Below are 18,300 nucleotides of genomic sequence, written 5' to 3'. Positions count from 1 at the left end.
TTTTTTGACTATTTAACTGTGGAAGGCACAAAATTTCTTCACGAAAAATCGTGGAGAATGGAAAAAAAATGATAAAAATTGCCGGAAATTTGTTATTTTTAAGAAAGGTAGATTTTTGGGACAGTTCAAAAACCGCGTTTCTGATATTTAAAACGACGATTTTAACATCGATTTTCGGTAAAAAACACTGTCAAAACTCTGCCAAAACACCCTAAAAACTGCAAAATGAAAAATCAAAAACCGCTCTCAGAGCATCAAAAACGCAGTTTGAGTAATGCAATAACGGCGCTCTCTTCTCCGATATTCTCCACCCGATAATCAGCCGCTTACAAAACCTGTAAGCGGTTTTTTATTATAATTCGCTCTCGCTGTTGTCGCAGTTGGCATTAATGCCGGCCAGACAAGAGATTTTAAAATCCTATATTTTAAGTCTTTTTATAATTCTTATCGAACAGTTTTTTTGCGTCGCCAATGCTAAGTTGCCCCGCTACCGATATTTCTCTGATAAAACTTTCTTTCTGTCCTCATTAATTCAGTGTATGGTTGGTGTTATTAAATCGTTTCAATAAGCAAAAAAGGCTTTTTTAAAGTAAGCTCATCGGTTTCGTAGTCAGAATTTCCGAAGACTTTATTATACATAGCCAGAGCGCCCAATAATTATTAGATGGCCATCGATTAAATTAAATTAACATGCATTTGCTTTCCGGTAAAAAATAATGGTAAAATAGTTTATCAATAAGGTAAGCTGCTTCTACAATTTTAGTCTCGGCCGGTATAATTTTACATCATAGCAAAGCAATATTTTATGAATCAAAACCTGCAAAAAACCTGGAAAAATGATGATGAACTCTTTCATATCATCCGTAACGAACTTTATACCGCAGTTATAGGCGATATTATGGATGTATTAGGATATATGAATCAGTTTTTGCCTCCGCAGTTAAGGCCGCTCACAGAGGGTGATTTTATTGTAGGCCGCGCAATGACTGTTGTAGAGGCAGATATAGTAAGCCAGAGTAGTGTTAATAATACCGCACTTAATAAACCTTTCGGTTTAATGCTTGAAGCATTAGATGACTTGAAAAAGAATGAAATTTATGTGTGCACGGGGGCATCGCCAACCTATGCATTATGGGGCGAACTGATGAGTGTGCGTGCCAAATACCTTGGCGCGGCAGGTGCCATAGTAGACGGGTATTCGCGCGATACCAATGGTATACGTGCGGTGGGTTTTCCTGTATTTTCGTACGGATGCTATGCCCAGGACCAGGCGCCGCGAGGTAAAGTGATAGATTACCGCGTACCATTGAGTATAAAAGGGGTGAGGGTATGCCCTGGGGATATTTTAGTGGGCGATATAGATGGTGTGTGTGTAGTTCCGCAAGAAATTGAAAACGAGGTTTTTAAGCGTGCTATTGAAAAAGCGCGCGGTGAACGTACCGTACTACAAAGTTTGCAGGAGGGTATGGCTGCCAAAGCTGCATTTGAAAAATATAAAATAATGTAAGTATCCGGATAAACGGGTTTAATAAACATTATTGAAAGTAAGCCGATATTGAAAAGGAATATCAGCAATATGAAAAAATGTATCATTCATGTTGGCCATATCGGATTAAATTTGTTAAGGGCATGTTAAACTTGTGCTAAATTATTTACATGGCGAGATCAGTCATGATACTATTTTAAAAGAATTTGATGTTGCCCAACTATAAATAGGGTAAATAAATACGCCTTCTCTAATAATATATAGAATATTGATGTAGTGTAATTTAAGCTGATTTGAAGATAAGATCGCTATATACTGATGCGGATTTGTTGCGTAATGCAGCACAAGGTAACCATCATGCTTTTAAGCTGATCTATGAAAAATACAATGCTAAATTATATACATTCTCTCTCCGTATCTTACTTTCAGAAGAACTAGCCGAAGAGGTAGTACAGGAAGCCATGCTAAAACTATGGCAAATGGGGTACAAGCTAAAAAGCGTTAACAATATCGAAGCGTTTTTAAAAACTGTGGCTCGCAATAAAGCTATTGATATATTAAGGCATCAGCAATTAACTGTTAAGGCATATAATGAGCTAAAACACACCTGGAATGAACTGCATAACGAAACAGAGGAGCACATCTTCCTGAACGACACCATACAGGTACTTTCAAAAGGATTGGCCCTGCTGCCAGAACAACACCGCTACGTTTATACCCTATGCCACCAGGAAGGGCTAAAATATGAAGAAGCTGCCGAGCGCCTGCAACTTTCGCCTTTTACCGTACAGACATATATGAAACTATCGCTTAGGTTTCTTAGAAATTACATCAGCACTCATACTGATGTAGCTGTCCTGTTAATTATTTTCAAAATTCTTTAATTCTTATATCCCTTATTTTATCTGCCATCCGTCTTACTAATAAAGGGGGTGTTATTTTAGTGTAAAGTCACTAATAAATAAAACTCCATTATCCACAAATGACTATAACCAGGCTTCATTACTTATTTAAAAAACACAGGCTCCAATCATTAACTCCTGATGAGTATTCAGAGTGGCAATCGCTATTGTCAGACCCTAACCTTAAAGACCACGTAGAGGCGATGATAGATTGGGAATGGCAGCTAATGCCCAACAACCTTGAACAGATAGATGCAGAGCGTAAAGAGAATATGTTAGCTTTTATTTTAGAGCAACCGCAGCAAAAACCAATAAAAAAGTTGTTGTTGCGTGTCTCTACCGCTGCTTCAATACTAATAATACTTTGTGCAGGTGCTTATTTTTTAAACCAAAAGCCTGTAAAAATCACCCCGGCCTTAAGCCATAACGAATTTATTGCACCGGTACAAAACGGTGTTACACTTATGTTGGCCAACGGTAAAAATATCAGGATAGATCAAAAGCACCAGGGCCTTATGAAAGTAGATGATGGTACAGCAATTAATCATACCAACAACAATTTAGATTACAGCACCACATTGGCAGATGCAGAGCAATCTGCCATACACACGCTTACCAACAATAGCGGATCTAAATTCGATATTACGCTTGCAGATGGTTCTGTAGCTTATTTGGATGTGAATTCAAGTGTTACCTATCCTGTTGTATTTACTGGCGATAGTCGTAATGTATCCGTTTCTGGCCAGGTATATTTTAAGGTAAAACATAACGCTAAGCAACCATTTAATGTAGTAGCCAAAAAGGAGATAATCCAGGACCTTGGTACCGAGTTTAACGTAAACGCATACGGATTAAACGACAAAGTAAAGACAACGCTTTTGGAAGGCGCCATTAATATTAAAGATGGCGAAGATGGTAAAGCCATAGCCTTAAAAATTGGCGAACAAGCAGTATTAAGCGGCGGTAAGCTAATAATTAATGAGGCCGATCTGGAAGTTACAACCGCCTGGATGCAAGGCAAAATAGTTTTTAATCATGAATCGCTTGAAAATATTTTGGCCGAGGTGGCGCGCATTTATAATGTGCAGTTTGTATGGACAGATAATAGCCTGAAAAATAAAAAATTTGGAGGGGCTGTTAGCCGCACCAAAAAATTAGCAACCGTTTTAAATTTTTTCAGAAAAACCGGAGAGGTTGATTTCCTGGTTGAAGGTAGCAAGGTTAAAGTTTTTAAGCAGAGAAAATAAATCCATCCATATATCTTAAAATATAAATCAATTGTTAACCATTAGACGAATCATTATGAAAGAAAATTTACACACATAAGCCTTAGGCTCAGGTATCTGAAATAAAAAACGCACCCCGACTTGGACCTCAGGATGCGTTCAATGTTCAGGTTACCCTTCCTTAACGGCAGCGCCGAATACGGAAAAAATAATTCGTAAAGCAACAAATCAGTTTAACCCGAACATTCAAAATTATGAATTTAAACGCAATACGCATACACGCGGCGTATTTTCATGTGCCGCGTAAAATATTATTAGTCATGAAGATCACAACTTTCATACTGCTGATCTCAGGTATGGCAGTCAGCGCAAGTAGTCTTGCTCAAAAAATAACGCTCAATGAAAAGAAAGTGAGCCTGGAGCAAGTATTGAAAAAAATTCGCTTACAAAGCGGCTATGATTTTATTTACAGCGATGAAATGCTTAATAAAACTGTACCTGTTAGTGTGTCGGTAACAGGCGCTTCACTTGACGAGGCTTTAAAAGCCAGTTTAAAGGACCAGCCGCTAAGCTTTGAAATTGAAGACGGCGCAGTGGTTTTAAAAAACAAGAACGATAACCTTCTGGTAACTGTGAAAAAAGAGATTGTGTGGATGGATATTACTGGTAAGGTTGTCGACGACAAAGGACAGCCTTTACCCGGTGTGACCGTACGTGTTAAAGGCACAACAATTGGCGTCACTACTGATACTGAGGGAAAGTTTAAGGTAGCTGCACCCGATGGCAGTAGTGTACTTTTAGTAAGCTTTGTAGGCTTTATAAGCCAGGAAGTGAACTTAACCGGCAAAACCGGGATTACTATAGTACTTATAGAAGACATGGCTAAACTTACCGAAGTAGTGGTAGTGGGTTACGGTTCGCAATCTCGCGAGAAATTATCAACATCAATAAGCAAACTTGATAACCGCGTATTAACTGATGTGCCTTATACCAATATTGGTACCGCGCTTGAAGGTAATATTGCTGGTTTGCAAGTCCAAACTTTATCGGGCCAGCCCGGTGCCGCGCCACGTATTATTTTACGCGGTGGTACTTCTATTAATAATCCATTGGGCTCATCGCCACTTTACATTATGGATGGCATCATCAGACCTAATGCTCTTGCCGATATCAATGCAAACGATATCGAGTCGGTACAGGTACTTAAAGATGCTGCCGCGACAGCAATTTACGGTGCACGTGGTTCAAACGGTGTTATATTATTAACCACCAAACGTGGCAAGATTAATAAAACAGCCATAAACTACACCTATAATAGTTCAATAGGTAACCCACAACGTTTGGTGCAATACGCCAGCGCTAAAGATTATATTCAGTTACAACGCCAGGGTTATGTGTGGGCCAGCGCTTACCAACCGGGTGTGGCAGCAAACCTTGCCGGTGCCTTTGCTGCTGGTACGGGTAATAACCTTTTAAAAACTTCAAACTATACCACGCAATATCTTAGCCCAACTAATCAATATAAATTGAATGAAGGATGGTCGAGCATGCCGGATCCCATTGATCAAACAAAGACTCTTATTTATAAAGAAACCGTATTTCAGGATCTGATATATCGCAACGCTTATACTGGCGATCACTATATAAGCGCAAGCGGGGGGTCGGATAAGGCTACATTCTATAGTGGTTTGGGATATACCAAGTCCGAAGGTACCGCAGAAGTTACCGACTGGAAACGCTTAAGCTTTAACTTAAATGGCAGCTTTAAAATAAAAGAGAATCTTAGTGCATACGGGCAGTTACTTTATTCAAACCGTACCCAAAACCAGGTGCCGAGTCTGGCTAACGTGTTTTACCGTTCGGCTTCATTGCCCGGTACCGCAAAATACATGTATGAAGATGGCACCATTGCGCCTGGCGGTCAAAACAGTTCTATTGGTAACCCTGATTATTTTTATAAAGGTCCGTACGCTCCACAGGGTGATAACGGTTTAGAAGACGTAGCCATAACAGCAGGCTTTAAATGGAATATATTGAAAGACCTGGTTTTTGAACCGTATGTATCCATGTTGCGCGAAGGGTCATATGCCTACACTTTCCAACCGGCTGCTTATCTTAATGGTGGAACCAATGCGTTGGTTACCTCGCGTACTGCAACGCAAACTGATAACGTAACAAGGCAGGAGATGGCTGATGCAACCTTAACTTATAATCATATTTTTTTAGAAAGGCATACTTTTGAGGCTAAAGTAGGTTACTCACATTATTTCCGTAATTCGCGTACCTTCAATGCTACCGGCCAGAACGCCGCGACAGACCTTATCCCGACACTTAATGGATCGGCAACGCCAACGCTTGTTAACGGGCAAAATAATACTTTAGCAATTGATGGCGCTTTCTTCCGGGTTAACTATGACTTTGATGCAAAGTACCTGTTAACTATTAATGGCCGGTACGACGGTGCTTCAAACCTAGGCGAGGCTCACCAGTTTGGTTTCTTCCCTGGTGTATCTGCAGGCTGGAATATTGATAAAGAGGAGTTTTGGACCTCAATTAACGCATTAAATACTACACAATTCAAACTGCGCGCAAGCTATGGTGTAAATGGTAACATAAGCAATTTGAGCGATTTTCAGCCAGAGGGTAGCTTTGTTACTACCGACCTGTATGCCGGACAAGCCCCTATCAGGGCGAGTGTTATACCCAACAAAAATTTGCAGTGGGAGCAATCAAAAACATTTGATTTAGGTGCGGATATTGGTTTGTTTGACCATAAAATAAGCCTGATACTTGACTACTTTAACCGTCGTACAGATAACCTGTTAACCCCTGTTAATCTTCCGCAATCTACAGGATTTTCAACCATCACTACCAATTTTGGCAGCTTACAAACGCGCGGAGTAGAGATGGAAGTTAACATAGATATGTTATCAAGACAATCCAAACTTAAATGGACACTATCTGCCAACGCTGGCTACACAAAACGTACTATTTTAAAACTGCCATTTAATGGCATTGATAAAAACAGGCAAGGCGGTACGCAAGCTTATGATCCAACAGTTGGCGGTTTAGTTTGGTTGGGCGGTTTTCAGGAAGGAGGCACCATTGGTGTTTTAACCGGTACCAAATACCTTGGCATTTACCAAACAGATGCTGAAGCTGCAACAGCGCCGGCTGAAAATGGTAGAAAAAAACTTGCCGGAGACGCCATTTGGGCGGATCGTGATGGCAACGGTTTCCTTGAATCTAAAGATGCAGTTATAGCAGGGAATCAATTCCCGTCCTGGACAGGCGGCTTTAATAACTACTTTAGCTACAAACAGTTTAGCCTGAACATACGTACCGACTTTACAACGGGTGCTTCATTGCTTAATTATCCTGCCTACGTGGCAAACGGGCAATTGCAGGGCGATGCTTTGCCTACCGCAGATTTGGCGGCCAATGTTTGGAAAAAAGTTGGCGATGTTAACGCTAAATACCCACGCTACATGTTTAATAGCTTAACCGGCAATTACCGCACCAGTACAGTTTCTATTGAAAAAGCAGATTTCTTTTGCCTTAGAACGGTAGCGTTAGGTTACACTTTGCCACAGTCATGGGCGCAAAAAGTGAAATTACAAGGTGCGCGTATTACTTTAAGCGGCAATAACCTGCATTATTTCACCGGCTATAGTGGTTCTTCGCCAGAAGGTGGTGGTATTGACCTTAATGCTGACGCAGGCGGACGTTATCCAATATCGCGAACATATACTTTGAGCCTTAATGTTACACTTTAACCGGAAAGGGACAAATCATCATGAAAAAAATTAAATATATAACATTGATCTTGTGCCTGGCGGCTTCAAGCTCATGTAAAAAAGCAATAGACACTAAGCCTTTGAGCGTTATTACCTCATCATCATTTTTTAAAACTCCTGATGATGTAGCAGGCGCGGTACGCGGTATGTATGTCGATTTTCGTACCACGGCGGCAAACGATGTCTTTTGGCTGGGCGAAGGCCGGAGCGAAGTATTTACCGGGGGAGTAGCAGGCACACAGGGATTTGATAAATTCTGGAATAATACGCTTACCGCGTCTCAGCCAAATGCAGACAATCAGGTCAACTTTTGGAAAAATCTTTATGCACCTATAAATTCGGCTAATTTGTTATTAAAATATGTGCCTAACATAGTTTTTCCAAGTGCTGATACAAAGAATAGCGCCCTGGCGCAAGCGTATACCATGCGTGCTTTTTGCTATTTTGTGTTGGTTAGGGCCTGGGGTGGTGTACCTATTCGTACTGAACCTTTGGAAGCTTATGATGCGTCGACCATCAATCTCCCACGCTCTACTGTCGCTGAGGTATTTGCATTAATCAAAAGCGATTTGACCAAGGCCCTGGCGCTATATCCAAATATTACCTATGAAGCGGGCCGCAATACCTGGAGCAAAGCATCAGCCGATGCTTTGAAAGCAGATGTTTACCTGTGGACAGCTAAAATGCTTAATGGCGGACAACCCGATCTGACTACGGCACTTGCTGCTGTTAACGAAGCACAAACGTCTGATGTTGGTTTGCTTCCTGTTTACAGTGATGTATTTAGCTACACTAATAAAGGAAATAAAGAAGATATGATGGTGGTGCGTTTTCAGTTAAATGAAGGCTTAAACAACTATTATCAAACTATGTATATAAGTGGTTATGCAAGTTTGCCGGCACCTACTTTAGCTGTTATAGGCGTGCAGGGTGTAGGTAATCAGGGTGTAAACACTGCGCAGGTATCAAAATTGGTGCGAGATCAGTTCACCACTGATGATCAGCGTCGTAACGGTACTTTTTATGAGGTATATGATAATACGAATAAATATGTTACTTCCATTGTAACCAAAGGTGCGGGCATGGTAAATGCCGGTACACGTTATTTTTATACTGATGTTGTTATATACCGTTATGCCGACCTGTTGCTCATGAAAGCGGAAATTAAAAATGCCCTAACCCAAGACCCTACTACAGAAATGAACTTAGTAAGGCAACGTGCTTATGGTACTAACTTTGCCGCCCACACTTTTGTTAACGGAAGCCAGGCTGCAAATGATGACGCTATTTTAAAAGAGCGATTGTTAGAACTTGCTACCGAAGGCAAACGCTGGTGGGATTTAATACGCTTTAACCAGGCGTTCAACTTAGTACCATCACTGGCAAGTAAGAGCGGAAACCCGGGCTTTTTGTTATGGCCTATCGGTGTAACTATTCGTGGCACCGAGCCGTTGGTTACAGAGAATGATGCCTGGAAATAAATTACTCTCTAATGGTTAGTAATAGTTGGGCAGAACGGGCCTGTTAGGGCGGGCTCGTTCAATTGCCTTATTACTTTATGATTAACTTTAATAAAATAAAAATCAATCTTTATAATATCGATAAATAACCTATTAACGAATAACAAAATTTACATGCGGAAAAAAGATATATCATCAGGCATTAGCAGGCGCAATTTTATTACCCTGGCGGGCATTGCAACAACAATAGGGCTGGTGCCAAAAAAAATGCAGGCGGCCCCCATGGGAAGCAACAATAAGCTGCCGGAAAAATTAACCGGGCAAACATTGTTTAACGACCCATTGCCGGAAAACAAAATAGCCGAGGTACTGGAAAATAAACTGATATGTGTGGAACCGGGACGTTTCCCGGGGAAAGGCACAGTTTATGGATTGGACACAAACGGGCACTCGGTAATTAAACAAAACGTAATTGAACCTAACCGTTACCTTGGCTGGCCAACTGTTTTAAAAACAAATACCGGCCGTTTAATGGTTGTTTTCTCTGGCGATCGCGATTCGCATGTTTGTCCTTATGGTAAAACCCAGGTAATCACGTCAGATGATAATGGAAAAACCTGGTCGAAACCCTCAATTATAAACAATACCGCGTTAGATGACCGTGATGCCGGCATCATCCAAACTAAAAAAGGTACATTGGTACAAAGTTGGTTCACCTCACTGGCTTTTAATGATCCCGCACGCAAGGGTACTTATGAGTTATACGCGCGGATAGGTGAAAAAATCCCTGAAGAAACCAAAAAGCAATTGCTGGGTAATTGGGTACGCCGGTCAGAAGATGGCGGGGAAACCTGGTTAACACCTGTACGCACCACCGGTACCGCGCCACATGGACCCATCGCCTTAAAAAATGGCGATCTGTTATATATAAGTACCATACAACGGGGCGGTAAAGCAGTAATAATAGCCGAAAGATCAACCGATGATGGCCGTAGCTGGAAAGTAACGGGTGAAATTGAAAGACCCACAGGCTCAGAAGCCGGTTTAAGTGAGCCACATGCTGTCGAACTTAAATCGGGTAAAATAATAGCCATGATTCGTAATGAGCCTAAAGATCGTACCCAGTGTTTTCTGCTACAGTCAGAAAGTTTAGATGGCGGTAAAACCTGGTCGCAGATGAAAAGCACAGGGATCTGGGGATATCCTCCTCATTTAAAACAACTAAGCAATGGCTGGGTGTTAGTAGTATACGGGGTGCGTAAAGAGCCGTTTGGCGAGCGTGCCTGCATCAGTAAAGATGAAGGTGCCACATGGGAGTATAAAGATGAAATAACCCTTTGCCTTGCCGATAGCCAGGACCTGGGCTATCCGTCAAGCACCCAGTTAGATGATGGTTCTATCCTGACGGTTTATTATCAGGCACCGAAATTTGGTGAGCCAACATGCATAATGAGCACACATTGGAAATTGAAATAAATACCCGGCTGGCATAGCCGCATTAACTTGTTAGACTATGCCAGCTTTATTTTACTGCGGTATTGGCTCGGACTACAGTTTTTTATCCGGCGAAAGAATTTATTAAAGTTAGTCATGTTTTGAAAACCGCTTTCATAGCAAATAGCGGTTATTGGTAATTCAAGATCGTACAATAATTTGCAGGCATGGGCTATGCGCAATTCGTTAACAAACCGCGAAAACGATTTGCCGGCGTGCTTTTTAAAAAAACGGCAAAAAGCCGTAGGTGTTAAATTAGCCAGCGACGCTACATCATTTAAGGTTATTTGTTCTTTGAAATGCTCCATTACATACACATAGATATTATGCACACGCTTTGTGTCTGACTGGTTTAACCTGATGTGGTACCCCGGGCTCGATAGCAGTTCGTACTCATCAGAATTGATCAGCTGCTCACAGAGTAGCAATAAATTAGCTAATCTTTTAAGGCCGGTATGTTCATCCATTTCATCCAACCGCTGCCTTGCCTCTAACAAGGTATCACCATAAAACCGGATACCGCGCGAAACCTTGCTCATGAAATTTTGAACCAAAGCAACTGATTGTTCATCATCTAAAAAATTAACCAACAGGTCTTCCGGGAAATACACAACTGTTGCCCTGGCTTTAAGCTCGCTGTTTTGCTCGTAATATATAGGGGCATTATACCATATATGTGGCAAGTTTGGTCCCATTAATACCAAATCGCCCGGCTGGAACTCCTGTACATTATCGCCAACTATCCTTTTGCCATAGCTTTCGCTGATGTATACCAGTTCACATAGTTCATGGAAATGCAATGGAGTAGACAGATGTGGCTCGTTTACATTTTTTAGGTAAACCTTAGTCCTTCCGGGTGCCGATACTTCAATAAAGCGTGCTTTCATGTATGCTCTAATATAAACAAATTGAACTTATATTATTGGGTTTTATATTAGTATGGGTTAAAAAAGTTGTAATTGTGGGCAAATCAGATGTGCATATTTATGGAGTAAGCACGCAATTTTGATTGGTAATTAATAACAGTTTTATAGCGTATATTTTAAAATAAATGAAAATAACAGATGTTAAAGTTTGGCTGGTAGAAGGGGTAAAATACAACTGGACCCTGATGAAAATATATACCGATACCGGCCACACCGGTGTTGGCGAGGCTACAAATTGGCCGGGCAGCCCCGTAGTTTTTGAAGCCGCCAAACATATTGGCAAACGTGTGATAGGGCTAAACCCTAATAACATTGATTTTATCTGGACAAAGCTATACCGCGATTTTAACTGGATAGGCCCCTATGGTGCCAGTATGTGTGCCATAAGCGGCATAGATATGGCGCTGCTTGACCTAAAAGGAAAAGTTTTAAATGTGCCTTGTTATGAATTATTGGGCGGTGCTTTTAGAAAAGACATTTTATTATACGCCAACTATTGGTTTACCGGCGGCGGGCATACCCCCGAAGATTATGCCAGGCAGGCCCGTGTGGTAAAAGATGCAGGCTTTACCGGTTTAAAGTTTGATCCGTTTGCGCATACCAATTATTTATATGGCGAGGATCTTTCGTCAAACCTGCAGCTTACCGCCAGCCAGCAGGACCTGGCCTACCAGGTGAGCGCCGCGGTAAGGGAAGCCGTCGGCCCCGATTTTGACATCATGATAGAAACGCATGCCATGCTTAACTTTAGGGTGGCAGTTAAAATGGCGCAGCGTTTGGCCGATTTGGATATTACCTGGTATGAAGAGCCCGCCGGGCCCGAAAGTGCCGACACACTGAAAGCCATGCGCGACCGGATTCCATCCAATGTTTCTATTTGCGTTGGCGAAAGGCATTACACACGTTATGGCATCCGGCCGGTACTGGAGAAACATATCTGCGATATTATGATGCCCGATATTACCCGGTGCGGCGGCCCGTCAGAAATGAAAAGGATGGCTACCATGATGGAGGCATACAACGTATTGCTTGCTCCGCATAATCCCAACGGGCCATTATCTACCTTGGCCTCTGCCCATGTTTGCGCGTCGGTACCTAACTTTTTCAGGCAGGAATTTATGTTTACTGATGTACCCTGGCGCGATACCGTGATCGATCATCCTATTGCTGATATGGTACAAAATGGTTTTTTAAAGCTATCAGACCGGCCAGGCTTAGGGGTAGACCTGGTAGAAGAGGAAATGGAAAAGCATCCCGGAATCACCGAAAACAGACCGGGGTTTTATGTATAAACCGAACGAAAATGGCGTTAAATATTGATCTGGAAAACAAAGTAGCGCTGGTAACCGGTGCTACCTCGGGCATAGGCCTGGGGATTGCCTGTGTTTTGGCCGAAGCCGGATGTCATATCGTTGCCTGTAGTACCAAAGACAGGCAGCATCCCGGTGTTGAGCAGGCGATCAGATCTATTGAAGAAAAAGGTGTTGAAATGCTGTACGTACAGGCAGATGTGTCCGACCCCGATAATATTGCACATTATGTTAAAACGGCGGCCGACTGGAAAGGGCATATCGATATCCTGGTATCAAACGCCGGTAAAAACGTTTTTAAAGGCGCACAGAACTGTACCGTAGACGAGTGGCAGCAAAACATGGATCTTAATTTAAGATCGCATTGGCTCATGGCAAATAATTGTAAGCCCTTTTTAGAAAAAAGCAACGGCGTAGTGATCATCATGACATCCAATCATGGATTTGCCACTATGCCGGGCTGTTTCCCTTACAATATCGCCAAAACAGCCCTGAAAGGTTTGGTAAGGAGCCTGGCTATTGAGTGGGGACCGCAAATCAGGGTGGTTGGTATTGCACCCGGTTTTATTGATACGCCTGGTAATCAAAACTGGTTCGATTCCTTTCCCGACCCTGTCGCCGAACGGCAACGCACCATTAATCTACACCCGGTTAAACAATTAGGCAGCCCCGAAGAAATAGGCGGCTGGTGCGCTTTTTTGTCGAGCCATTATGCTGCCTTTACCTCAGGGACAACCATATTAATTGATGGCGGTCGCAGTGCCTTAATGCAGGATAAATAATTTCTATTTTACCTGATCGATCAGCATGATCTGGCTTTCAAATGCATTTTTAACCGGCCAGGCAATCCCTACACTCATCAAAAATTCGCCTTGATATACGGTGCCTTTATCGGTGCTATCATTGGCTTTTTTAACCAGATATTGCTTATCGGGGGATAAACCCTCCAGTTTTAAAATGGTTGTCCCACGGTCTGTTTCCTGGCTGCCCTTCAGGTATACGGCCATATTATAACAGAAAAGCACAGCCGATTTACCATCTTCAGTATTGTATTGCAAGGCACACCGGTTATGCTCAAAAGGCGAAACCAAAGGGTACAGAATTCCCTGTTGCACAATAGGCCTGATCTTTTTGTACAGATCGATCTTGTTTTTTGCTATTAGTTTTTCTGCTGGTGACCATTTCCTGATATCATTACCAATGCCCAGCACGCCCGACATAGAAACATCAAATCTGTAATCCAACGAAATTGGCTGATGGCGGGTAGTATTGGTCACCCATGATACCATGACATTTGCCGGTAAGGCATTTAAAAATCCGTATTGGATATACAGCCTGTCAATCGGGTCGGTATTATCACTAACCCACGCCTGGTCCATCCGAGATAACATACCCAGGTCTACCCGGCCGCCCCCGCTCGAACAGCTTTCAAACAATACTTTAGGGAACCTTTTCCTTAACTCATCAACCAGGCGGTATACATTGCTGATGTGCCTTATCCGTACCTCGCGTTGTATATTGGCAGGGGCTGTAGACCAACCGGGTTCGGTCAGGGCATTATTTTGATCCCATTTAATAAAGTCGATATCATTTTCTGATAGAAGCTTGGTTAAGGCTTTTAGCATATGCTGATAAACCTCTTCGTTAGCAAAATTAAGGATCTGGCGAAATTTGTTGCCTTCACGGTTAGGAAACTGGAATATCCAATCCGGGTGCGCCTGCACTACATCGCTGTTAGGATTAACATTTTCGGGTTCAACCCATAAACCAAATTTCATTCCCAGGTCATGCACCTGTTTTATAACAGGTGCAAGGCCATTTGGGAATTTGTTTCTATCAACCTCCCAATTCCCTAAACCACTTTGCGACCGGCCATCGGTTCGCCCTTTAAACCATCCGTCATCTATGGTAAATGTTTCTATACCTATTTCACTCGCAATTTTTGCCAGGTCTATTTGTTGCTGTTCGTTTACACTATAGTAGGCAGCCTCCCAACTGTTATAAATAACCGGCCTGAGGTCTTCGCGATGTGCTGCCAATAAAACATCCTTGCGGATATAAGCTGCTAAGTTTCGTGAAGCCTGCTCAGGCCCTTTATCCGTAAAGCCTACTGTTAATTTGGGTGTTTCAAGGGTTGTGCCGGGCTGCAGATCCCAGTTGGTATCCCAAAAGTTCATGCCGCCAACAACTTGTACCGGGCCATCAAAAGTTTTGTCAAAAATCAAATCCCAATTGCCGCTGTAATGCAACGAGCCAAACCAGGTGGGGCCGGTTTTAGTATCCTTCGCACTTTTTGGCCTTACCTGGAACCATGGCGGGTTATGGTTTGCCTTAAAACCTTTATTATCAATAATTTTTAAGCCAGGTGTAAGTTCTGTATGTTGTAATTGAAATTCGGTAAGGTCCCTGCCTGATAAATGGGTTAGCATATAATCGTCGGCAGGTAATACTATACTGCCCGATTGCAGGTTTTCTACCCTGATGCTCCCTTTTTTCCCTGTATTTTTAACAATCGCCCATTTCTCAAGTACATCAAACTCGGGTAATACACGGATGTATGAGGTAATTTCAAGCGGGTAAAACTTGTCTTTCTGTGTGATTTGAAGCGTGCTTCTTCCCTTAACAATTATCACTTCGCCCTTTACATATACCAAGTCGGCATCGCGCACATTATCATTAAAAACCACTTCAAGCATAGGCGTTTTGGCAGTCCGGCCACCGCGCACCGGCACTTCGTCAAGCCCCTCGTACCAGGCGGCATTTTTTTTAAGATAGGTTGCCTGTCCTTTAGCGCCATAATAGCCAGGCTTTACCTTGCCGTCGGCTGTTATAATAATTTGATATACTGATGATTTTGTTTTAATGATCCAACCGCCGGGGTTTTCCGTTTTAACAATAACCTGTTCATTATCCTGTGCTGCTGCCCTAAAGCACCAAAAACAAAGGGCGATCAATATTAAAGCGCTCTTCTTAAATGTAAAATGTATCATATTTTCTAATGTGTAATAATCTCTTTTCAGGGTTTAGCATGAGATTCATGCCTGATATTAAAACCGTTTATGCGATATATACGGTTTTAATATTTACAAACTCGTGTATCCCAAATTCGCTTAATTCGCGCCCATAGCCCGATTGATTGACACCACCAAACGGCAGGCGGGGATCTGACTTTACCAGGGAGTTTACAAAACAGCAGCCGGCTTGTAATTTAGTACGGGCTATTTCCTGGCCCAATGCGTTGTTTTTGGTAAATACAGCCGCCCCCAACCCAAACGAGGTATCGTTAGCAATACTTATAGCATGATCCGTATCCCTGGCTGATATAATTAATGCTACGGGGCCAAACATTTCTTCATGATAAGCAGGCATGCTTTTTTTTATGCCGGTAAGTATAGTAGGATTATAAAAAGCATGCGCCCCTTTTATTGCAGGGATAGTACCGCCCAGGATGCATTTGGCACCTGCTTGTATATTGGCTAAAACCTGCCCATGCAATTCATCTCTAAGGTCGGCACGCGCCATTGGCCCAAGATCAGTATCTGCTTCAAACGGATCGCCCATTTTTTTCTGTAGCATTTTCTCTTTAAAAAGCCTGATAAACTCTTTTTCGATTGATTTTACCAGGATAAATCTTTTTGCAGCCACACAACTTTGCCCATTGTTAATGAGGCGGCTATTTACACAAGCTTGGGCGGCCTTTTCCAAATCCGCGTCGGCCAAGATCAAATATGGGTCGCTGCCGCCTAACTCTAACACCGTTTTTTTAATTAAACTACCTGCTTGTTGCGCAACTTTTATCCCTGCCTCGGTGCTGCCGGTTAAAGTGACAGCTTTAACATGGGGATGAGCAATTACTTTGGCAACAGCTTTACTGCCTATCATTAATGTCTGAAAAACATGAGGCGGGAAGCCAGCTGCCTTAACTAAATCTTCAATAACTAATGCGCAGCCGGGCACATTTGATGCATGTTTTAGTAAACCGCAATTACCTGCCATTAACCCTGGCGCCAGGAACCTGAATACTTGCCAAAAAGGGAAATTCCACGGCATAATGGCCAGTACCACACCAATTGGCTGGAAGCTGACATAGCTTTTTGAAGCATCAGTTTTTATAGTTTTATCTGCAAGAAAATTGGCGCCGTTATCGGCATAATATTCGCAAACCGAGGCGCATTTCTCAATCTCGGCTACTCCATCTTTTAGGGGTTTGCCCATTTCTTTCGCCATTAATACGGCCAGCTCGTTTTTACGGCTTTTTAAATTTACGGCTAACGATCTAAGCAATGCGGCACGCTCAGTCAAAGTAGTTTCGCGCCATTTAAGCCAGGCTTTATGTGTCTGTTCAATTTTACGTATAACCAATTGCTCGTTGTCTTCCTTGTATACTTTTATAAGTTTTCCGTTAACCGGATTAATAGCTTTTATGCTCATGTAATATTGAATTAAGAAACCAGATGTCCCGAGAATGCTTTTTTATAAATATTTAAAATATCAGTTTCGGTTAGTGGCATTGGGCAGCGTGCCAATAACCGTTTTTGTTTAAAGCCGTCGGCTGTCAATTGTTCCAGCGCCGATTCGGGTACATTAAAACCTGCCAATGTCGCCGGGATGCCAATGTCTTTAAGCAAGCTAATTAAGCTGAATATACACTTCACCGAAGCCTCTTCAGGGCTAATACCAGTTACGCTGCCATTCATAGCTGCAAAAATATCGCCCATTTTTACAAAACAGGAAGGGCGGATATAATCCATAACATAAGGTATTAAAACCGCGTTCGAATCGCCATGCGGTATATGAAACTGGCCCCCTAAAGGGTAAGCCAGTGCGTGGATAGCCCCAACACCAGCATTAAAAAAAGCCAAGCCTGCCAGGTAACTCCCGTAAGCCATAGCTGTGCGGGCTTGTTTATTATCACCGTTTGCAACTGCATCCCTTAACGAGCCACTTATTAATTTAATGGCTTGTAGTGCCAAGCCATCTGAGTAAGGGTTTGCGTTTACCGAAATATAGGCTTCAATAGCATGTGTAAGCGCATCGGCACCAGTGGCAGCAGTCACTTTTGCGGGAACACTTACGGTAAGTTGTGCATCAACAATGGCTACATCGGCTATTAAATGGTCGTGGCTTATTACATCTTTAGTATGTTCGAGCGCTAATACCGAAATATTAGTAACCTCTGCACCGGTGCCTGAGGTGGTAGCTATCAATATTTTAGGGATACCTTTATGCTGTATCTTTTTCGAGCCCGATAAATTCAGATAATCTTTAATATCTCCCTCATTGGCCATAAAAACCGCGGCAAGTTTAGCCAGGTCTAACGCGCTGCCGCCACCAATACCAATTATTAGCGAGTAGTTGCCGGCCCGGGCAAAATCAACCAATTTTTGTCCGGTCTGTAAAAGGGGCTCAGGGATAATATCGGTATAAATATCATACGGATAATTAGCTTCGGATATAGGCCTAACAACGTTTTCTATAACCCCGATCTGCTTTAAAATGGGGTCGGCAACTATTAATATCTTTTCAGGCGCCAACAGCTGTACTTCTGTTAGTAAATTTTCGATAGCCCCCCATCCAATGTGTGTGACCGGTGTTGCCGCGATTTTTGTGAAATTCATACTTGGTTGTCGTCTAAAGCAAAGTAAATGTAAAATAACAACCCCGGCATCATTAATACTTTCGTTTTAATAGCCGCCCGG

12 protein-coding genes are annotated in these 18,300 nt (G+C 42.4%); 8 read left to right on the top strand and 4 right to left on the bottom strand.

Annotated features, from left to right (window positions below; translation table 11 throughout):
- Positions 1-805 precede the first annotated feature (805 nt).
- The 6 genes from ABIB50_RS21035 (at position 806) to ABIB50_RS21010 (ending at position 10,347) form a co-directional block, all read left to right on the top strand.
- Positions 806-1,507 carry an RraA family protein gene (locus ABIB50_RS21035; protein WP_429382985.1) on the top strand — a complete coding sequence of 234 codons (702 nt, stop codon included), beginning with the start codon at positions 806-808 and terminating at the stop codon, positions 1,505-1,507.
- 272 nt (positions 1,508-1,779) lie between these two features.
- A complete protein-coding gene (locus tag ABIB50_RS21030; RefSeq protein ID WP_429382984.1) occupies positions 1,780-2,370 on the top strand; it encodes an RNA polymerase sigma factor in 591 nt (196 codons plus the stop codon).
- 98 nt (positions 2,371-2,468) lie between these two features.
- A complete protein-coding gene (locus ABIB50_RS21025) occupies positions 2,469-3,635 on the top strand; it encodes a FecR family protein (RefSeq protein ID WP_429382982.1) in 1,167 nt (388 codons plus the stop codon).
- 233 nt (positions 3,636-3,868) lie between these two features.
- Complete coding sequence (locus ABIB50_RS21020) at positions 3,869-7,390, top strand: TonB-dependent receptor (protein ID WP_429382980.1); 3,522 nt, start codon at positions 3,869-3,871, stop codon at positions 7,388-7,390.
- A gap of 20 nt (positions 7,391-7,410) precedes the next feature.
- Entirely contained in the window at positions 7,411-8,892 is a 1,482-nt protein-coding gene (locus ABIB50_RS21015) for a RagB/SusD family nutrient uptake outer membrane protein (protein WP_429382979.1), read from the top strand.
- Between the two features lie 153 nt (positions 8,893-9,045).
- On the top strand, positions 9,046-10,347 hold the full coding sequence (locus tag ABIB50_RS21010; RefSeq protein WP_429382977.1) for a sialidase family protein: 1,302 nt from the start codon (positions 9,046-9,048) through the stop codon (positions 10,345-10,347).
- Between the two features lie 35 nt (positions 10,348-10,382).
- Here the strand turns inward: ABIB50_RS21010 and ABIB50_RS21005 are convergent, their stop codons facing one another.
- Positions 10,383-11,252: an AraC family transcriptional regulator gene (locus ABIB50_RS21005; protein WP_429382975.1), complete on the bottom strand. Its 870-nt coding sequence runs from the start codon at positions 11,250-11,252 to the stop codon at positions 10,383-10,385.
- A gap of 164 nt (positions 11,253-11,416) precedes the next feature.
- On the opposite strand from ABIB50_RS21005, the gene ABIB50_RS21000 reads away from it, so the two are divergent.
- Positions 11,417-12,583 (top strand): mandelate racemase/muconate lactonizing enzyme family protein, encoded by a 1,167-nt coding sequence (locus ABIB50_RS21000; protein WP_429382973.1) that lies wholly within the window; start codon positions 11,417-11,419, stop codon positions 12,581-12,583.
- 11 nt (positions 12,584-12,594) lie between these two features.
- Complete coding sequence (locus ABIB50_RS20995) at positions 12,595-13,383, top strand: SDR family NAD(P)-dependent oxidoreductase (protein WP_429382971.1); 789 nt, start codon at positions 12,595-12,597, stop codon at positions 13,381-13,383.
- 3 nt (positions 13,384-13,386) lie between these two features.
- Here the strand turns inward: ABIB50_RS20995 and ABIB50_RS20990 are convergent, their stop codons facing one another.
- The 3 genes from ABIB50_RS20990 to ABIB50_RS20980 form a co-directional block, all read right to left on the bottom strand.
- On the bottom strand, positions 13,387-15,591 hold the full coding sequence (locus ABIB50_RS20990) for an alpha-galactosidase (protein ID WP_429382969.1): 2,205 nt from the start codon (positions 15,589-15,591) through the stop codon (positions 13,387-13,389).
- Between the two features lie 67 nt (positions 15,592-15,658).
- Entirely contained in the window at positions 15,659-17,032 is a 1,374-nt protein-coding gene (locus ABIB50_RS20985) for an NAD-dependent succinate-semialdehyde dehydrogenase (protein ID WP_429382967.1), read from the bottom strand.
- A gap of 11 nt (positions 17,033-17,043) precedes the next feature.
- On the bottom strand, positions 17,044-18,219 hold the full coding sequence (locus tag ABIB50_RS20980; protein WP_429382965.1) for an iron-containing alcohol dehydrogenase: 1,176 nt from the start codon (positions 18,217-18,219) through the stop codon (positions 17,044-17,046).
- Positions 18,220-18,300: the final 81 nt, after the last annotated feature.

The organism is Mucilaginibacter sp. UYCu711 (assembly GCF_050433825.1).
In the GTDB taxonomy this organism is placed as follows: domain Bacteria; phylum Bacteroidota; class Bacteroidia; order Sphingobacteriales; family Sphingobacteriaceae; genus Mucilaginibacter.
The sequence above is the reverse complement of the archived record's forward strand: the minus strand, read 5'-3'. Positions and strand labels throughout refer to the sequence as shown.

Bases quoted from the DNA above. Each gene is read 5' to 3' on its own strand.
- ABIB50_RS20985 (WP_429382967.1), bottom strand. From the start codon at position 17,032: ATGAGCATAAAAGCTATTAATCCGGTTAACGGAAAACTTATAAAAGTA.
- ABIB50_RS21035 (WP_429382985.1), top strand. From the start codon at position 806: ATGAATCAAAACCTGCAAAAAACCTGGAAAAATGATGATGAACTCTTT.
- ABIB50_RS21020 (WP_429382980.1), top strand. From the start codon at position 3,869: ATGAATTTAAACGCAATACGCATACACGCGGCGTATTTTCATGTGCCG.
- ABIB50_RS21025 (WP_429382982.1), top strand. From the start codon at position 2,469: ATGACTATAACCAGGCTTCATTACTTATTTAAAAAACACAGGCTCCAA.
- ABIB50_RS21005 (WP_429382975.1), bottom strand. From the start codon at position 11,252: ATGAAAGCACGCTTTATTGAAGTATCGGCACCCGGAAGGACTAAGGTT.
- ABIB50_RS21000 (WP_429382973.1), top strand. From the start codon at position 11,417: ATGAAAATAACAGATGTTAAAGTTTGGCTGGTAGAAGGGGTAAAATAC.
- ABIB50_RS21010 (WP_429382977.1), top strand. From the start codon at position 9,046: ATGCGGAAAAAAGATATATCATCAGGCATTAGCAGGCGCAATTTTATT.
- ABIB50_RS20980 (WP_429382965.1), bottom strand. From the start codon at position 18,219: ATGAATTTCACAAAAATCGCGGCAACACCGGTCACACACATTGGATGG.
- ABIB50_RS20990 (WP_429382969.1), bottom strand. From the start codon at position 15,591: ATGATACATTTTACATTTAAGAAGAGCGCTTTAATATTGATCGCCCTT.
- ABIB50_RS21015 (WP_429382979.1), top strand. From the start codon at position 7,411: ATGAAAAAAATTAAATATATAACATTGATCTTGTGCCTGGCGGCTTCA.
- ABIB50_RS20995 (WP_429382971.1), top strand. From the start codon at position 12,595: ATGGCGTTAAATATTGATCTGGAAAACAAAGTAGCGCTGGTAACCGGT.